This window comes from Flavobacterium sp. LC2016-12 (genome assembly GCF_015351595.1).
Taxonomy (GTDB): domain Bacteria; phylum Bacteroidota; class Bacteroidia; order Flavobacteriales; family Flavobacteriaceae; genus Flavobacterium.
Genome location: NZ_JADKPT010000003.1, coordinates 261,243 through 279,741, shown reverse-complemented (window position 1 = coordinate 279,741; position 18,499 = coordinate 261,243). Strand labels below are relative to the sequence as shown.

11 protein-coding genes are annotated in these 18,499 nt (G+C 34.9%); 3 read left to right on the top strand and 8 right to left on the bottom strand.

The annotated features are described in order from the left end of the window. The first annotated feature begins 246 nt into the window (after positions 1 to 246). Entirely contained in the window at positions 247 to 2,523 is a 2,277-nt protein-coding gene (gene katG / locus IRZ99_RS07665; protein ID WP_194656708.1) for a catalase/peroxidase HPI, read from the top strand. 71 nt (positions 2,524 to 2,594) lie between these two features. On the opposite strand, the gene IRZ99_RS07660 is transcribed toward katG, so the two are convergent. Continuing rightward, on the bottom strand, positions 2,595 to 3,695 hold the full coding sequence (locus IRZ99_RS07660; protein WP_194656707.1) for a PepSY domain-containing protein: 1,101 nt from the start codon (positions 3,693 to 3,695) through the stop codon (positions 2,595 to 2,597). 246 nt (positions 3,696 to 3,941) lie between these two features. Between IRZ99_RS07660 and IRZ99_RS07655 the strand changes: the two genes are divergently transcribed. Further along, on the top strand, positions 3,942 to 6,353 hold the full coding sequence (locus IRZ99_RS07655) for a TonB-dependent receptor (RefSeq protein ID WP_194656706.1): 2,412 nt from the start codon (positions 3,942 to 3,944) through the stop codon (positions 6,351 to 6,353). An 82-nt stretch (positions 6,354 to 6,435) separates the two neighbouring features. Here IRZ99_RS07655 and IRZ99_RS07650 read toward each other — a convergent pair whose 3' ends face one another. The 7 genes from IRZ99_RS07650 to IRZ99_RS07620 all read right to left on the bottom strand — a co-directional run bounded on the left by IRZ99_RS07650 (position 6,436) and on the right by IRZ99_RS07620 (position 15,137). Continuing rightward, positions 6,436 to 6,741 carry a hypothetical protein gene (locus IRZ99_RS07650; protein WP_194656705.1) on the bottom strand — a complete coding sequence of 102 codons (306 nt, stop codon included), beginning with the start codon at positions 6,739 to 6,741 and terminating at the stop codon, positions 6,436 to 6,438. Between the two features lie 124 nt (positions 6,742 to 6,865). Then, on the bottom strand, positions 6,866 to 7,255 hold the full coding sequence (locus IRZ99_RS07645) for a YidH family protein (RefSeq protein WP_194656704.1): 390 nt from the start codon (positions 7,253 to 7,255) through the stop codon (positions 6,866 to 6,868). A 93-nt stretch (positions 7,256 to 7,348) separates the two neighbouring features. Further along, positions 7,349 to 8,029: an SRPBCC family protein gene (locus IRZ99_RS07640; protein WP_194656703.1), complete on the bottom strand. Its 681-nt coding sequence runs from the start codon at positions 8,027 to 8,029 to the stop codon at positions 7,349 to 7,351. A gap of 179 nt (positions 8,030 to 8,208) precedes the next feature. After that, positions 8,209 to 9,831 carry an FAD-dependent oxidoreductase gene (locus tag IRZ99_RS07635; protein WP_194656702.1) on the bottom strand — a complete coding sequence of 541 codons (1,623 nt, stop codon included), beginning with the start codon at positions 9,829 to 9,831 and terminating at the stop codon, positions 8,209 to 8,211. A gap of 215 nt (positions 9,832 to 10,046) precedes the next feature. Then, a complete protein-coding gene (locus IRZ99_RS07630) occupies positions 10,047 to 10,865 on the bottom strand; it encodes a tyrosine-protein phosphatase (RefSeq protein WP_194656701.1) in 819 nt (272 codons plus the stop codon). Between the two features lie 99 nt (positions 10,866 to 10,964). Beyond that, positions 10,965 to 13,820: a TonB-dependent receptor gene (locus tag IRZ99_RS07625; RefSeq protein WP_194656700.1), complete on the bottom strand. Its 2,856-nt coding sequence runs from the start codon at positions 13,818 to 13,820 to the stop codon at positions 10,965 to 10,967. A 219-nt stretch (positions 13,821 to 14,039) separates the two neighbouring features. Continuing rightward, entirely contained in the window at positions 14,040 to 15,137 is a 1,098-nt protein-coding gene (locus IRZ99_RS07620) for a helix-turn-helix domain-containing protein (RefSeq protein WP_194656699.1), read from the bottom strand. A gap of 441 nt (positions 15,138 to 15,578) precedes the next feature. Here IRZ99_RS07620 and IRZ99_RS07615 point away from each other — a divergent pair, with 441 nt between their 5' ends. Further along, the gene (locus IRZ99_RS07615; protein ID WP_194656698.1) at positions 15,579 to 18,455 is read left to right on the top strand and encodes a TonB-dependent receptor; all 2,877 of its coding nucleotides are present in this window, start codon (positions 15,579 to 15,581) and stop codon (positions 18,453 to 18,455) included. The last annotated feature ends 44 nt before the right edge of the window (positions 18,456 to 18,499 follow it).

The following is an 18,499-nucleotide window of genomic DNA, read 5'->3' as shown; positions in this document are numbered from 1 at the left end:
CATTATTTCTTCCTTTACTTTCTTTAAAAATCCACTATAAAAAAATCTACAAAATTTAACATGTAATGTTTTGATTTACATGATGTGCCATATAAGAATGTGATCAACTTTGTTTTGTTTGATAGTTTTTATCTATTGCAGTAAATTAATTTAATATGCATCTGTCGTTTTACTTTTTTATTTTGTTCGTAAATTAGTCTGATAATAAATCGATTAAGATTAAAACAAAAAAATAAAATTGTAATTATGGACAACCAATCAAATGACATTAGCAAATGCCCTTTTCATAATGGGAGCATGGACAAAGTAGCAGCTACAGGCACAAAAAATCGTGACTGGTGGCCAAAACAATTAAAGGTAAATATTCTGCGACAAAATTCTCCACTATCAGATCCGATGGGAGAAAATTTTAATTATGCAGAAGCCTTTAAAAGCCTTGATCTAGAAGCATTAAAAAAGGACCTACATGCACTTATGACTGATTCGCAAGAATGGTGGCCTGCAGATTTTGGTCATTATGGAGGGTTATTTATAAGAATGGCATGGCATAGTGCCGGAACTTATAGAGTACAAGATGGTCGTGGAGGAGCAGGTGCAGGACAACAGCGTTTTGCCCCACTTAACAGCTGGCCGGACAATGTGAGTCTTGATAAAGCAAGAAGATTATTATGGCCCATTAAGCAAAAATACGGTAGAAAAATTTCCTGGGCCGATTTGATGATCCTGACTGGAAATATTGCCTTGGAATCGATGGGATTTAAAACTTTTGGTTTCGCTGGAGGAAGAGCCGATGTTTGGGAACCGGACGAAGCTGTTTACTGGGGTTCTGAAACTACATGGTTAGGTGGAGATGAACGTTACAAAGATGGTTCTGAAGGTGTGCCAAAAGATCATGGAGTTGTTTCATCTGATGATAATGCAGATGGTCAAATCCATTCAAGAAACTTAGAAAAACCACTTGCAGCTGTGCAAATGGGACTTATATATGTAAACCCGGAAGGGCCAGATGGTAATCCGGATCCTATTGCTGCTGCTAAAGATATCAGAGATACTTTTGGTCGTATGGCTATGAACGACGAAGAAACGGTTGCATTAATTGCAGGTGGACATACTTTCGGAAAAACACACGGAGCCGCTTCTTCTGATCACGTAGCAGAAGAGCCGGAAGCTGCAGGTTTAGAACTACAAGGTTTTGGCTGGAAAAATAGCTATGGTTCCGGTAAAGGTGGAGACGCTATTACAAGTGGTCTGGAAGTTACCTGGACCAAAACACCAACACAATGGAGTAACAACTTCTTTGAAAACTTATTTGGTTTTGAATGGGAACTTTCTAAAAGCCCTGCCGGTGCACACCAATGGGTAGCCAAAAATGCAGAACCAATTATTCCGGACGCTTTTGATAGTTCTAAAAAGCATTTACCAACAATGCTTACAACCGATTTATCATTACGATTAGATCCTGAGTACGAAAAAATATCAAGACGTTTTCTTGAAAATCCTGACCAGTTTGCAGATGCCTTTTCACGTGCATGGTTTAAATTGACACATCGTGATATGGGACCTGTTTCGCTTTATTTAGGAGCCGATGTTCCGAAAGAAGAGCTATTGTGGCAGGATCCAATTCCGGCAGTAAATCACGAACTTATAAATACCACTGATATTGAGCAATTAAAAGGAAAAATTCTGAATTCAGGATTAAGTATTTCGCAATTAGTTTCAACTGCGTGGGCGTCAGCTTCTACTTTTAGAGGTTCTGATAAACGTGGAGGTGCAAATGGAGCACGCATAAGACTGGCTCCTCAAAAGGACTGGGCAGTAAATAATCCGGCTCAGCTGAAAACTGTTTTAGATAAACTAGAAAGTATTCAGGCAGAATTTAATGCGGCTCAAGGTGGTGGAAAAAAAGTTTCACTGGCAGATTTAATTGTTTTGGCTGGTTCAGCAGGAGTAGAGAAAGCGGCTGCAGCTGCCGGAAGTTCTGTTAATGTACCTTTTACTCCGGGACGTATGGATGCTTCTGCAGAGCAAACAGATGTTGAATCTGTTGCTTACTTAGAGCCTAAAACTGACGGATTCCGTAATTACCGAAGAACAAAATCATCTGTTGCAACAGAGGAATTACTTATAGACAAAGCGCATTTGTTAACGCTTACAGCACCAGAATTGACAGTGCTTTTAGGTGGATTACGTGTATTGGATATCAATGCGGACGGCTCTAAAAATGGAGTATTTACAAATCGTCCGGGTCAGCTTACAAATGATTTCTTTGTAAACTTACTGGATATGAATACGCAATGGCAATCTGTCTCTAACGATAAAGAACTTTATGCAGGAAACGATCGTTCTACAGGTCAGCCAAAATGGATTGGTACACGTGCCGATCTTGTTTTTGGATCTAATGCCGAATTAAGAGCTCTTGCTGAAGTTTATGCTAGCGGCGATGCGCAGGAGAAATTTGTAAAAGACTTTGTTGCGACATGGAATAAAGTAATGAACCTGGATCGATTCGATTTAAAGAAATAATTTCTTTTCAGTAGAATAAAAAATAAAAGGGAGCCCTGGTTGTGGCTCCCCTTTATTTTTATACGCTTAAATTAAACTGCTTTTATTTGCGTTTTTTTCTTCTTTTTCTTCTTTTTCAACCAAATAATAAACCCGGTTATTGGTAAACTGGCTGCAATTAAACTGGCTAAGAAGGCAATTATTTTTCCAAAAAGACCAAAGATTTTTCCGGTATGAAGATCGTAATTACTAGCTTCGATAATATCAACAGTATTAAAATCTTTATATAATTTATAACGAAGCAATTGCCCCGTTGAAGCATCAAAGAAAAAGGTATTTTGTTTTCGGGACCATTCGTATGGATATAACATTCTCAATCTAAGACCTCCGTCTTTTCTTATTGACAAGGTTACTGTATTGGCTCCTGGATATTGTTGTATGGCAGTTGTGTAAATTCGATTATAAAGTACCGCCAATGGTTCTTCTTTAATAATTGCTTTTGATTCTACTTTTATGCCTTCATTAACTTCACTTCCTGTTAAGAATGCCGCTGCGCTTTTTACGCCTTTAAAAGCAAAAAACAAACCGGTGAGGGCAATAACAATCAGAAAAAAGGAAGCGTAGAATCCCAATACATTATGTAAATCGTAGTTAACGCGTTTAAATGTTCCTTTCCATTTAATTGTCAAAGCTTGTGTAATTGCTTTTATCCGAGCTGGAAACCATAATATTAGCCCGGTTAGTAACATGAGCGTGAAAATAACTACAGACCATTTCTGAATAAAACTTCCGGTGTCGCCTAAAAGTAATGAAGTATGAAGTTTTCTGACTGTAGTTAACCAATCCTGAGTGCCAGTGGAAATTAAAGTACCATCGTAAGGATTAAAATAATATGTTTTCTTTTTTGTAGAAAGTTCTACAGCAGCGTTAGAAGTTTTTTGATCTACTTTGATTGAAGTGATTTTTTGATCGGCCTCTGTTTTTTGAAAATTGAGGACAATTTTCTCAATGCCAACAAATGGCTTTTCCTGAATCGGAACAAGTAAATCTTCTTTTTTGCTCAAGCCTCTTATTTCTTCCTCAAAAACATAAATACAGCCGGTAATACTAATTATAAAAACAATTATTCCGGTTGCCAAACCTAACCATAAATGGACCTGGCGTACTATATTTTTAATTTGTTTCTGATTCATTTTATAAAGCGTATACTAAAATTAGAGGCTGTTTTTTGAAAAGTTTTTCAAACAAGCTGCGCAAATGTAGATGTATTTTAGAAACATTCCAAATAACACTTACTACAAATCAAGCAGTTTAGGCACTTGTTAGTTTAAAATTTAGAGCCGAATTTATTTTGAAAAAATAGCAATTTGCTGTTGATATATTTAGAAATATATTGTTCTTTTGCGCTCAATTTAGAATCAGTTTAAATAAATATAAATATGAGGAGAGCAATACTTTCAATTTCAGATTATATACAAGTACTAAATAAAAGAATAGCAGGTTTATCGTTTACATCAGTATTTTTAATATTGATGTTTTTGTTGTTTAATACCAGTGTACAGGGGCAAACAACTGCAACCGGTTCAATTTCAGGTAGTGTGATTACTAATGATGGAAATGCCAGTCAGGGTGTAATCGTGAAATTAATAGAGATTAATAAAAACGCAGTTACCAATTCGGCTGGAAATTTCGAATTTAAAAAAGTACCCTTCGGAAAATATACTTTAGAAGTTACGATGACTGGTTACGAATCATCTCTCGAAAGTACCGAGATTACAGAGCAAAATCCAACGGTTTCAATTGACATCAAAGTAAATTCTTCCATTCAAAATCTGGAAGATGTAGTAATTCGCACGGGAGGAAATCGTTTTGCTAAAAAAGAAAGTTTTGACGTTGCCAAAATGCCTTTAAAGAACATCGAAAACTCTCAGGTTTACATAGTAGTAAGTAAGGAATTAATGAAAGAGCAGGTAGTTACTGACTACAATAGTGCTTTTAAGAATGTACCGGGAGCAGGTATCGCCGAAGTAAGAAATCAAGGCCGTACGACTTCCATTTCAAGAGGGTTTCCAACTCCGCAGGTCGTTAGAAATGGTGTTGGAAGTTTTACTTACACCACTATTGATCCTTCCAATTTAGAGCGTATTGAAGTTATCAAAGGGCCATCTGCAACACTTTTCGGAAGTACTTTATCATCATTTGGTGGATTATTTAATCGTGTAACTAAAAAGCCTTTTGATACTTTTAAAGGAGAAGTTTCGTATTCTGCAGCAAGTTGGGATTTGAACCGTTTGACTTTTGATGTAAATACACCTTTAAACGAAGATAAAACAGCTTTGTTACGAATCAATACGGCATTGCATAGTGAAAGAAGTTTTCAGGATGCCGGATTCAATAAAAACTTCTCAATTGCTCCAAGTTTCTCCTATGCTATCAATGACAGATTAAGTCTTTTAATTGACATAGAATTCAGCATGTACAAAGCAACTTCACCAACCAGACTTGCGCCGTTCGTGGTAGCAAACACTGAAAGCAGTATTGAGGAACTAGATATGCCATATAAATTATCTTTTGCCAATAATACTATTAATTACACGAGTCAACAATATAATATTTTTGCTCAGCTAAAGTATAAAATGTCAGATAGTTGGGATTCTCAAACTATTTTGTCCAGAACAAGATCATCGTCTGATGGTTATGTGGTGGCTTTGCAAATGAGGTCGCCTACAACAATAAGACAACAGGTAACCTATCAGGAATCACCCTTTTATGGAACGGATATTCAGCAAAATTTTATTGGAAAATTCAATATTGGCCAACTTAAAAATAGAGTAGTAGCCGGTCTTGATTTCTATAGTCTGCGTGCTACCCGAAACGATGCCATCGTTAATATGCCGGCAATGGATTATAAAAAACCTGGCGACGCTTATAACGATTTTAACATCCAAAAAGTACAGCCAATGTTTGCAGGCGCTACTTTTAATAACTACGTTTCTACTGATGAAGATACGTACAGTGTCTACGTTTCTGATGTTTTAAATGTAACAGATAAATTGTTAGTAATGGGTGGAATTCGTGTGGATAAATATGAAAATCATGGAACCTATTATCCTACCAAAGATTCTATTGCTGGAAACTACAATCAAACCGCTTTCTCTCCAAAATTTGGAGTAGTTTATCAAATTGTGAAAGATAAAATCGCAGCTTTTGGTAACTACATGAATGGTTTCAGTAATGTTTCCGGTTCAGATTTTGAAGGTAATACTTTCAAACCAAATCAGGCCAATCAATGGGAAGGTGGTTTCAAATTTGATCTTAGTAAAATATCAGCTACCTTAAGCTATTATGATATTGCCGTGACCAATATAACACGTGACGATCCTGATCATGCTAACTTTTCAATTCAGGACGGAACTCAGGTAAGCAGAGGTTTTGAAGCCGAGTTAATAGCCAATCCAATTTCAGGATTAAACATTGTGGCAGGTTATACGTATAACGATAGTAAATACGAAAAGAGCAATGCGAGCGTTCAGGGATTACGACCAACAACCGCAGGATCACCTCAAACGGCAAATTTATGGGCAAGTTACAGGCTTGTTACGGGCCGTGCACAAGGTTTAGGAATTGGTTTTGGAGGTATTTACGGAAGCGAATATTACCAGACGAATACAACAACTTTCAAATTTTCGATTCCGGCTTATACCGTTTTGGATGCGTCCCTTTTTTACGATCAGCCAAAATATAGAATTGGCCTTAAAGTGGACAACTTAACAAATGAAAAATATTGGTCTTACAGACTTGCAGCGCAAACCCCAACACGTGTTACCGCTAATATAACATTTAAGTTTTAAGCAGCTTTACTTCAAAAAAAGGGATTGTTTCATGAAACAATCCCTTTTTTAGTTTAAGAATTTGAATAACATTTTAACATGCTTATTCTTCCTCTTCCTCATCATCCGGTTCCGCTTTATTGGCGCTATATTCGTCCAACGTTCTTCGGTTCGGATCATTTTTGTCGCTTAAATCTCTTTCGGCATCAATTGTTCGATTGCTGTTTTTTTGAATATTAATATCATCGTTATCATCGAGATTTTGTCCATCTGAATTATCAGTGTTATAAGGCTCTCTGTCTTTGTAACTATTCTGATGCTGATTAATTGCCGGATCTTTATTTTCCATTGTTTCAGAAGTAATGGCTTCATTATCTGATCTGCTGTTTCTGTGGTTTGAAGTATTCATAATAATAAGATTTAATAATTAATACTTACAAAGCTATTAACCAGAAACAGAAAAAAATTATAAGTTTTTGAAATACAATTGTATTATTATCAGCTATATATAATTTCAATACTGTCTGTTTTTTTTAAGAAGAAAACGGATAAGCAGCCATAATTAAATAAGTAATTATAATAATACTCATCAGAAAAATAACAACGGTCAGAACTGTTATCAGTAATGTAGAATATAAGTATTCGCCTTTTTGCAGCAGTTTGTGGGTTTGTCTGTATTTCCAATATGATAAAAAAATGGTAATAGCACCTGTAAGGACTAATGCTATACCTATAATTATGGTTAATCCATTTTTAGGAATATTGGTTTCACGAAAAAAACTGGCTGGTAATTGATTCACAAACAAAGAGAATTTTACGATTACAAAACCAAAAACCATTATTCCGATGCCAGTTCGAACCCATGACAAAAATGTTCTTTCATTAGACATTTGTTCGTTGATCATTTTTTTATTATTCTCCATTGTGTTCAATGTATATCTTAATATTATAATAACAAAAGGGAAAAACCTGTAAAGAATTTCTCTTTACAGGTTTTATTTTTTATGTGAAATCAGTTAAACAGATTCTATATAGGTTTTGAAATTCATGATATCATCTTTTACCAGTTTTTCAAAATACGGATTAAGCAATTTTGCAGCGCTTTCTCCGGCAACTCCGAGTGGTGCGTGATAAGAAATAGTTACAATGATTTCCGTATTTTTTCCGCTTGGTCTAAAGACAACTTTTCCGGCATTTTTTATGGAGGATTCCGGAAGAGAATTCCAACTGATTAATCTTTCTTTTTCATCTTTTATAATTTCGGCTTTCCAGGTTAATTTGCCTATTCCGGCCGGCCCTTTTGCTGTCCATTTAGAGGTAGTGTAATTCAGCGGTTTTACAGATTCCAGATGGTTCATGAATTTTGGAAAATTTTCGAAATCGCGCCAAAAATTATAAACTTCACTTATAGGTTTATTAATGATACTGTTAACACGAATGTTTATATTGGAAGCTTTATCGTTTTTAAGATGATCGACAGCATCATACACCGGGCAATATCCTGACAGTCCGCGTAAAAGCATTGCGCCTCCTGAACCTATTTGCGTGATATTTTTATCTTCTTTTGATAATCCTTTATACAACAGATATCCGCCGCTGGTTACCATTAAAAATCTTTCCAGGGCTGAAACGTTTGTTTTAAGTTTTGAAGTTCCTGAATTAGAAACTTTTTTCTGAGATGTTGTGGCTGTTTCCATAATTCTATATTTTTATTGATGTGCAATTGTTACGAGATTAAAATTAAGCTCTTTAGGCTGTTTTTCTTTTACACGATTAATCCTGATTATTACAGAATTAAGCTTGATAGAAAGGAAATTTTTATCAGTATTTTTTTTTAAAATTCTTAAACACTGAAATTTTTGAAGAAGATTTTCAATTAGAAAGGCTTCTCTTTTTGTGTGGAGCTATGTGTTTTTTGTTTGATATGAATTTTATGTAAATCGATTTGCGCCGGACCATTTATAACAGATCCTTCAGTCGAAAATCGGGAACCATGACAAGGACAGTCAAAAGATTTTTCATCAGCATTCCAGTTTACAATACAGCCCAGATGTGGGCAGACTGCAGAAAATGCTTTCAAGGAATTATCATAATCCCGGTAAACGGCAATTCTCTTCAATCCGGATGAAATTACGCCACCTTCTCCAGCTGGTAAATCTGCAGTATTTTTTAAGTCAGATGAAGTAATCCAATCAACATACTGCGACGCCATATTCCCCATTTCTTTTGCAAAGTCAACTGCAATTTTAAGGGTAATACGGGATGGGTTGTATAAATCCTGATATTTATTTTTAACTCCCATTATACTATCGCAAATAATCATAGCTCCAATTGTGGTGTGCGTCATTCCGTTTCCGGAATCACCTGTAATAATATAAATATTGTCATCACCAGGATTCTTTCCCATAAATCCCAAAGAATCTACCGGTTCCATAACCTGACCTGACCATCTGTAAGTCAGATCGTCTTCCAGCATCGGAAAATAATTTCGCGTCCATGCTTCGAGTCTGTCATAACGTTCGGTAGCTGATATTCCATCTTCATCTAACTGACCCGTTTTGTGATCTTCTCCACCGGAAATTAACAAATCGTATTTGTCATCATAATTTTCCAGACGCACATAATGATAAGGCTGAGAAACCCATTTAGATTGCTGATCGCCTGTATCCCACCATAGCGCATAAGGAAGTTGCCCTTTCGGAATTTTACCTGCAATAACATAAGTTCTATACGCATGTTGCTTGGTGTGCATGGTCAAAACATCATTTACCGGACTGTTTGTCGCTACTACAATATGCTGTGCTGAAAAATTATATCCGTTCACTTTAGCTCCTTTTTTAGTAATATCTTCTGCATGGGCTTCGGTATAAATAACGCCTCCTAAGGAAGTTACAGCATCGGCAAGACCTTTTAAATAATGTAAAATATGAAATTGTGCCTGATTCGCAAAAGCCAGACACCTTTGATTTTCGACATTAGCCAATCCGGGAATAGCTTTTAAAATAGAGGTTTTTAATCCTGCTTTTTGTGTAACATGAAACTCCTTATCCAGATTTTCTTCTTTATCAGTTGGATGAAGGAATAAATAACCATTTACTCTTTTAAAAGAACAATCGATATTTAATTCAGAAACAATTTTTTCAATTTCATCAATGGCTTCCGTATGGCTTTCGGCCGCAAGTTTGGCAGCATTTTCTCCAAATATTTTTTCAAGAAAATAATATCGGTCGTCTAAAGCGCAGGTTAAATGTGCTGTTGTACGCCCGGTTTCGCCACTTCCTATAAAACCATCTTCAACCAGAACTATTCTTTTTCCGGCTTTGAGTAATTTATAAGCAGTCGTTAAACCCGCAATTCCGCCACCAATAATAAGTACTTCTGTGTCTATATCCTGATCTGGTTTACCAGAGGAAATTATCTGTGTAGAATCAATCCAAAACGAGACATTATCGCCTGAAGTAATACTGGAGCTTTTTAAAGTATTGTTTGATTCGTTCATGGTCGTAAAGTTTAAAAGTTATAATCAGTTGGAATTGTGGTTTTTGCGATAGTTTACCTGTATTAAGTACTTATCAAAGCTACTATGCAAAACACTTGAATACTTACAATTTTAAGCGTAAATTTTATATGATTGCCATTGTATTGTGCTCATATTCAGATAATAAAAAAAGCCGCTTAAATTGCTTTAAGCGGCTTAATTAAAAAAAAACGAAACTATTTCACCAAATATTTTTTCTGAATTTGCTTTTTGACTTTTTTATCAATGCCATATTCTACTAATAACATTTTATCAATACTGCCATATTTCTTAATAGCGGCATTCCACGCTGATTCTAAGTAAGCTTGTTTTACGCCCATTAATTTTGCCATTCTTTCTTCCGGAATTCCGTAGGCTTTGTATTTGCTTAAATCTGTTTTTGCGATGGCTTCATTAGATCTTAGGTAATCTTTCATGATTTCTTCATCAGAAACATCTAAAATATGCAACAATAAAGAAGAAGCAAATCCTGTTCTGTCTTTACCAGCTGTACAGTGAAACAAAACAACAGTTTCTTTTTTCTTCACTTCATCAAAGAAAGGTTTAAAGTCTTTTGCGCTTTCTGCAAATCCTGCATTGGCAGCAACCATTAATGAATCTGCCTGAGCTTCGTTGAAAGTTGGTGACATCATAATTTTCATAAATTGTTCCATTTCTTTGCCATTAATAGAACCGATATTAGCTCTTTTAGTTTCAATTTTTTCTCCTGCTGGAATAAAGTCAGGATCTTTTTTTATTTCATCGTCGTTTCTAAAATCTACAATCGTAGTGATGTTTAAAGCGTCGAATTTTTTAATATCGTTCTCTGTGAGTTTAGAAAAATTACCTGATCTGAAAATAATATCTTCCTTGATTTTTTTGCCGTCTTTGTTATGAATTCCGGATAATGATCTGAAGTTCGGGCTGTTCTCGATTTCCATATTTTTTTGAGCCTGAGTTTGAAAAGCAATCATTAAAAAGATTGCAGTAGTACGTAAAAGTGTTTGAGTTTTCATATTATTTATTTTTTAAATTAGAGATTAGAGTTTTAATGCAAACTGAAAAAATCAGCTTGCATTAACTATTATTTAAAAGTGTTTGAAAAGAAATGAATCTTATAGAATTTGGTATTTAAGACCTAACTGACCATTGATAGAGGACCATTCGCTGTTGGTGATTCGGCCTTCATTATTCCCCATAAATTGTTTGAAGGGTTCGTTAGTAAGATTTCTAACTTCCATAAAAACTTTGATTTTATTGCTGATTGAATAATCTGCAGAGAAATCAACAGTGAAATTGGGCATAGCCGAGATATAATAATCAGGACCTAAATTTTGATTGATTGTTTCTACTGATTTTCCTCTGTAATTTCCGGCGATTCTAAACATGAAGCCATATTTTTCGTAGAAAAGAGAAGAATTAAACAGCAACTTAGATTGATTTGGTAATGTAGTTTCGTCCGTAGCGGTTACATTTCCTTGTGCATCATATCTCGAAACTTCTAATTTTGATTTTATAATTGAAGTATTAAAATCAATTCCAAATCCGCCCCAGAAACCATTCCATTCTGTAAATCTTTTTGTGATTCCAAATTCAAAACCTAGTAAACTTGCATCTTTAATATTTTTTGGCTGCGTAACGATATAATCCACGTTATTGATTCTTTCTGCAGAAATATCCCTGAAAATATAGTCGCTAATATCTTTATAGAAAACTCCCGCAGTAATTAACCCGATGTCTTTTAAGAAATACTCTCCCATAAAATCTAAGTTATTAGAGAAAGTAGGCTTTAAATCAGTATTTCCTCTGGTGATTTTTGGAACTCCGGCAGTAACATCAATAATTTCACTCGGATTTAAATCGGGTAAATTTGGTCTTGAAAAAGTTCTCGTATAAGCTGCTCTGAAATTGATGTTTTCATTGAAAGCATATTTTAAATGAACCATTGGCAAAAACGCATTATACGATGATGTTTTGGTAATTGGCGTTGCCACTTTAGTTTGAGAATTATAAGCGGTACTGCTCATCGTAACATTCGTTTCTTCGTTTCGGGCACCGGCAATGATTTTTGTTTTTTCAGTTAAATCATAAACACCCATAACATAAGCGCTGAAAACATTTTCTTCGCCTTTAAATTTTGTTGTTACATTAGAGGCCGGAGAATAATCTGCAAAACCATTTGCTTTTAAGTAGGAAGGTGTGAAAATATCAAACAATTGATTTTTTGTAATCGGATTTACAATTAGGTTATTAAACGGACTTCCAATTTCTGAGAAGAAATTATTAGCATTTGGATACGGTTCCGTTTGTAAACTGCTCATCGGAAGTAACGCTGGCGACCCCGGAATTCCTAAAGCCGCACCAGGTAAATAAACGATTGGTGTTTGCTGTCCTTGATAATCTTTGAATCTTAATTTTGAACCTGCTTTGATTACAAATTTGTCAGTAGCATCATAATTAAAATTAATCTGTCCCACTTTATCATGATCTCTTTGGTCCAATTGTGTAATGACCAATTGTTGTAAAGTTAATCTTGTCGGATCCATGACATCCGTTGGATTAGTCAGTTTTGGATCGATGTTGTAGATGTTTACACCATTTCCGTCAGGAGAATCAAAAGTATTATAAACTGCTCCGTCTGATGATCTTACACCAAAATCGCCAACCAACTTTTGAGAAAACTGTGCAATTGGTAACCCTCTCATATCAGTAGGCATATTTGGAGGGGTATCTAAAAGATAGGTCATTTCGTTGTTAGCAAACGACCAGTCAAATTTCAACTTAGAACCAATTCTGTGTTCTCCGCCAATTTCTACTCCGTTTAAATCTGTTTTATAATCAGAATAACGGTAGCTAAAAGTGTATCTCTTTTTGGCAAAGTCATAAAATGATTCATAAACCGGACGCACATCTCTGAATTTATCATACAAGAATTTCCCGAAAAATTTATTCTTATCGTTCAATTCAAAATCAATTCCACCGCTTATTGCTTTTGTAGTTCTTTGCCCAAAATATCTTTTAGCATTAACGGTATTGATACCATATTTTTGAGATTGTACAGGAGCGTTGATATTGTAATCCACTACCATTTCATCAGTAGCGAAATTTCTGTCCCAAATAGAAGCTGCCAATACAACTCCCAATTTATCTTTAAAGAATCTTTGTCCGTAAACTAAAGACGCATTATAAGAACCTTTTTCAGCTTTTTGATTGTAACCGCCACCAAGACTCGCGTTTAGCATTGTTTTTTTAGGTGCCGTTCTGGATATGAAATTCACAGATCCACCAATGGCATCGCCTTCCATATCAGGAGTTATAGCTTTTGATAACTGGATATACTGAATCATTTCAGTAGGAATAGCGTCTAAAAGTGTGTTTCTTGTTCCGGCAACAGAAGCACTTGGCAATCTTGTTCCGTTGTACAAAGTTGATGTCCATCCGTAAGGCGTTCCACGTACACTCACCTGATTGGCTTCTCCATGATAACGGTTTACACTTACACTTGGCATTCTTTGAACCGCTTCAGCAGCGTTGCGGTCTGGTAGTTTTCCAACAGCATCTGCAGAAAGCACATCCATAATAGCAAGTGATTTCTTTTTCATACTTAAGGCTTTGATTTGAGATGGCCCAGTAAAACCTTTCACAATAATTTCTTTTAAAGCACCTTCTTCTGCAGCAAGCGTAACAGTTCCCAGATTATTAATACCCGAAACTAATTTTATTTCTTTGGTAATCGTTTGGTAGCCCATATAACTAAATGAGACTGTAAGCTTTTCTCCCGATAAATTCGAAACTTGAAAATTACCATCAAAGTCTGTCGAGGTTCCCGTTTTTCTTTCTAAAATCGAAATATTTACTCCTGGTAAAAACGTTTTTCCATCAGAAACTTTTCCGATCATTGAAGCATAATTTTGCGCTATAAGTTGATTTCCGGATAAAATCAAAGCAAATAACAATAGTAGTTTTTTCATTGTGTGTAGTTAATTTTTATTTTCTGCTGCAAAACTATCTGATGGTTATTTTCCGGAAGTCTTTTTAAATTTAGGCGTACAAAAAAGACTAGAATTATTTTTAAGTTATTGATTATTAAATATTTGTGAATAATATCAAATGGTTAACTAAATATGAAGGACTTGTTATTTTGAAATTGCATTTGATATGGAAATACTTTTCTTATAAAATAATAGGCTTTACGAGAATGCATTTTCTGATGATAAAGCTTCTTCAAGTACTTTTTTGTAATCACTTGGAGTTGCTCCGGTAATTTGTTTGAAATATTTATAAAAAGTCGATTTGTTTTTAAATCCGCTTTCGTAACCAATAGTGACAAAATTGGCATCTTGTTTTTTATCAATTAATCTTTTGGCTTCTTCAACTCTAAGGGAATTGACGTATTGATAGAAATTGGTTTTTAATTCGACATTGAGCGCTTGCGTGATTTTTACTTTTGAGATATTTAAATCAGCTGAAAGTTTATCTAAGTTAAATTCAGAATCTAAATGGCCTTTTTTGGTTTTGAAATAAGATTGAACAGCGTTGATGATCTCATTCATTTCATCCGATTTCAATTCGTAGTTTTTATACTTCTCTTCGTTTTTAAGTTCAATGACCAGTTTTTGAATCTCAAAAAATATGGCAAAGCGAATGTGAATGACATAAATGAAGATAAAAAGCATCAGACAATAGTAAACAAAGCGAAGGTTTACGATCATCTCCATATTAAAAGCCAACAATACAAGTCCCAAAACAGTTAAGATTCCTAAAGAACAGTAAACACTTCCTATAACTTTTACAATACTGATTTTTAAATTGAAAATTCTTGTTGTATCGAGATTAGAAGAACGAATATACTTTAAACAATAAATACTATAACCGAGAAAAGAGGACATTAAAAGCAGCATCACAATAAGGTTAGAAAGTTTAATGATTTTTGGGAATACGGGATTGGTTACCGCAATAAACACTACAACTATGTTGAAAGCAAAACCTATAAAGAACGGAATGCAATGGTAACAGATCTTTCGGGTTGAAATTGGTTTACCAAATACCGACAGCATATAAAAATAAAGCAACGGACCGTAGAGGAAAGAGAAACTTCCATGTAGTTTTTCAAAAAGATTGGCATCCTGATAAAAGAAGAGTATGGAGATCTTATATATAAGGTGAAAGAATATTGTTCCGAAAAAGAGACTAAGGTAAAAATCTTCCTGCCTGAATTTTTTATTAAAAAAGATTAATAAAGCAGTAATTAAAGATTGGATCGAGGTTAAATAAAGAAGGAATAACATAATAAGTTGTATTGATAAACAAAACTACTCGATGAGAATTATCATAAGGTTACCAAAAGATTAAGCTAAGGGAACCTGCAAAAATTGGCAATCATTTTAGATTTCATTTTTGAAGAAATTTATAAAATGAAATTGCAGTAAATTTTAAAAAGTTTACAAATAGTAAAAAAAGGCACTTTAGTAAGTTTTTGAAATAGAAGCTATATTACTTCTCTTTTCATTGTTTCGTAAAGTGTTGCGAGGCCTTAATTTTAAAGAGAAAAAGCTTTAAAAGTGTTAGTTTTCAGTAAACTGCATTTCCTGTTTTTTTACAAATCCTTAACAAATTGTAGCCCTTAAATTTCCTTTTTTTTAACAATTACATAATTCTCGTTTTTTCACTATTTGTAAAATTCATTGTTAATTTGCTTCAATAAATTTAATATTTGTAAACAATTAACCATGAAAACAATTTACAAGGCAATTTTTATTTTTTCTGCTATACTCTTTGCACAAAACATGACAGCGCAAAAAGGAACCATCAGCGGAACCATTACAGATTCACAGTCTCCATTGCCGGGAGCCACTATTATATTGTCAAATAATCAAAAAACAACAACTGATTTCAGTGGTTCTTTTACGATTCAGGATGTTAGAACAGGAAATTTTGAATTGCAAATTGCTTATATAGGATATGAAACAAAAACCATTACGGTTGAAGTTAAGGACAATCAAAAAGTAAGTTTAGGAATCATCAGACTTTCTACGAATTCAAAAGAATTAAACGAAGTAGTAGTAAGCGGAATGACCCAAAGAAATAGTGAAGCAAGAGCGCTGAACATGCAAAAGAAATCAATGAGCATTGTAAACGTAATTGCTGCCGATGGAATAGGAAAACTTCCGGATCGTAATGCTGCAGAAACGGTACAGCGTATGCCCGGAGTTTCGATTGAAAGAGATCAGGGTGAGGGACGTTTTGTTTCGGTAAGAGGTTTGCCGCCTTTCTGGTCATCAACTACAATTAATGGAAACAGAATTCCAACTGCTGAAGAAGAAACCACTTCAAGAGCAACAGCATTCGACTTTTTTCCGTCAGATTTAATCGCTTATGTTGAAGCTACAAAAGCCATTACACCAGATATGGATGGAGATGCCATTGGTGGAAGCGTAAATTTTACCACGCAGACTGCTCCAACCAAAAGAACCATTAAAGCAAGTGTTTTTAGTGGTTACAATGAAAAATCAGATAAAGGAATTTACAGCGGATCACTTACTATTGGTGACAAAAGTAAAAACGGAAAATTCGGTTACATTATAAACGGAACCTACTGGGACAGAAACTGGGCTACAGACAATTACGAAGCCAGAAGACAAGGAGATCAGGGTGTTTACAGATTAGAATTGCGTGATTATACCGGAGTTAGAAAAACGACAGGTTTAAATGGTGCAATGGAATTTAATCCGTCTTCAAGAGATAAAATTTTCCTGAAAGCAACTTATGGCGGACTTACAGATGAAGAAACACATTACAAACACAGAATCCGTTTTGACAAATTCAGTAGTACAACCAACGCTTTAACTGTTGAGCAACAAGATATTCATAACGAATTAATGACACAATTTATTGGTATTGATTTGGGCGGAAAACATCAATTGGCAAATGGAAATCTAGACTGGAGTCTGGCTTCTTACAGAAATCAGTTTAAATATGGAAATATTCCAAATGCAGAAGACAACAGTTATTTCTTAATGCAATTCAACCAAACCGGAGTTGGTGTTAAACCGGAATATATGAATACTGTTCCCGTTGCAAATGGCGGAGCAGGAGGACCAAGAGCGTATTGGGCTGCTGACGGCGGTATGCTGGATCCAAATAATCCAAAATCAATATTTGACTTTTTCTCAGATCCAAATTTCCAAACAGATCCGACAAAAATGAAATTTTCCACTTTAGAGTTGTATAAAATCAGCATTGTAGAAAGAGATAACATTATTGCGGCTGTAAACTACGAGCACAATTTTAATGAAAAACTTAAAATGAAATTCGGTGCGAAATTAACAGACAAAGATCGTATCGCCACATTTAGAGATGAATATTACAATTGGACAGGATCGGCAACACCATTTTTATCAGATTACAGTCAGGATTTAATTCTTCAGCCTGGAGGAACAGACTATATGAGAAAAGAAACAGGAACGAATATCGGAAACAGTTTCGGGCCGGTTTTATCTACTGGTGGAATGACGAATTTTTTTAATACTTCACAAGGCAATTTAGTTTTAAATCCAACAGATTCTCAAATTCCGGAATTAGGAAAAGGATTAGGAAGAAACTTTAATGTAGACGAAACAACCTCTTCTTTTTATGCAATGGCAACGTATTTAGCTACTGATAAATGGACAGTTTTAGGAGGGGTGAGAGTTACGAATACCAATACAAAAGTAACCGGAAAAACGGTAGAAAATGATGTAGTGGTTGATGCTGAAAACACTAAAAATTACACTTCAGTATTGCCAATGTTACATGTAAAATATACTCCGGTTGATAATTTAAATCTTCGTTTTGCAACAACGAGAACTTTTGCAAGACCCAACTTTGGAGACATTTCTCCAGCGGGTTCTTTGAATACTATTGATGGTGAATACGCAGGTGGGAATCCAAATTTGAATCCAACTTACTCTTGGAACTTTGATTTATTGGGAGAATATTTCCTTGATGAAGTGGGAATTATCAATGCCGGAGTTTTCTACAAATCAATTACAGATCCAATTTTTGATGATACTTACCAGGGAACTATTAACGGAATTCCTGATATCGAAATCAGTTCGCCAACAAACGGTGGTAACGCATGGATTGGCGGAGTGGAATTCGGATTCACAAAAAGATTCAGCTTCTTGCCTGGATTCCTGAAATATTTCGGAACTCAGATCAATGCAACACTTATGAATTCTGAAATGACATTGGGTAAAAATGCTAATAATCCAAACGGAAGAAAAGTGTCAACTCCTTATCAGGCCAAAGAATTATACAACTTACAATTATTTTATGAAAGCGGAAAACTTAACGTGAGAGCAGCTTTTAACCACAAAGGAGCCTACGCAACAAGTTTTGATGCCAATGCCAAAAATACCGACATGAACGATATTTATTATGGTAAATACAACTCACTTGATTTTTCAGCTTCTTATAAATTTGGTGACCATTTTACCATCTTCAGTGATGTAAATAACGTTCTGAATGAGCCTTTAATGTATCATTTTGGAGAAACGCCAAACCGACCAAAACAGGTGGAATACTATGGAGCGAAATTCAATTTAGGACTTAAATATAATTTATAGACAACTATAAGTTAACCCGTTGGATGTTGGAAGGTTTTATTTTT

Bases quoted from the DNA above. Each gene is read 5' to 3' on its own strand.
- katG (WP_194656708.1), top strand. From the start codon at position 247: ATGGACAACCAATCAAATGACATTAGCAAATGCCCTTTTCATAATGGG.
- IRZ99_RS07660 (WP_194656707.1), bottom strand. From the start codon at position 3,695: ATGAATCAGAAACAAATTAAAAATATAGTACGCCAGGTCCATTTATGG.
- IRZ99_RS07655 (WP_194656706.1), top strand. From the start codon at position 3,942: ATGAGGAGAGCAATACTTTCAATTTCAGATTATATACAAGTACTAAAT.
- IRZ99_RS07650 (WP_194656705.1), bottom strand. From the start codon at position 6,741: ATGAATACTTCAAACCACAGAAACAGCAGATCAGATAATGAAGCCATT.
- IRZ99_RS07645 (WP_194656704.1), bottom strand. From the start codon at position 7,255: ATGGAGAATAATAAAAAAATGATCAACGAACAAATGTCTAATGAAAGA.
- IRZ99_RS07640 (WP_194656703.1), bottom strand. From the start codon at position 8,029: ATGGAAACAGCCACAACATCTCAGAAAAAAGTTTCTAATTCAGGAACT.
- IRZ99_RS07635 (WP_194656702.1), bottom strand. From the start codon at position 9,831: ATGAACGAATCAAACAATACTTTAAAAAGCTCCAGTATTACTTCAGGC.
- IRZ99_RS07630 (WP_194656701.1), bottom strand. From the start codon at position 10,865: ATGAAAACTCAAACACTTTTACGTACTACTGCAATCTTTTTAATGATT.
- IRZ99_RS07625 (WP_194656700.1), bottom strand. From the start codon at position 13,820: ATGAAAAAACTACTATTGTTATTTGCTTTGATTTTATCCGGAAATCAA.
- IRZ99_RS07620 (WP_194656699.1), bottom strand. From the start codon at position 15,137: ATGTTATTCCTTCTTTATTTAACCTCGATCCAATCTTTAATTACTGCT.
- IRZ99_RS07615 (WP_194656698.1), top strand. From the start codon at position 15,579: ATGAAAACAATTTACAAGGCAATTTTTATTTTTTCTGCTATACTCTTT.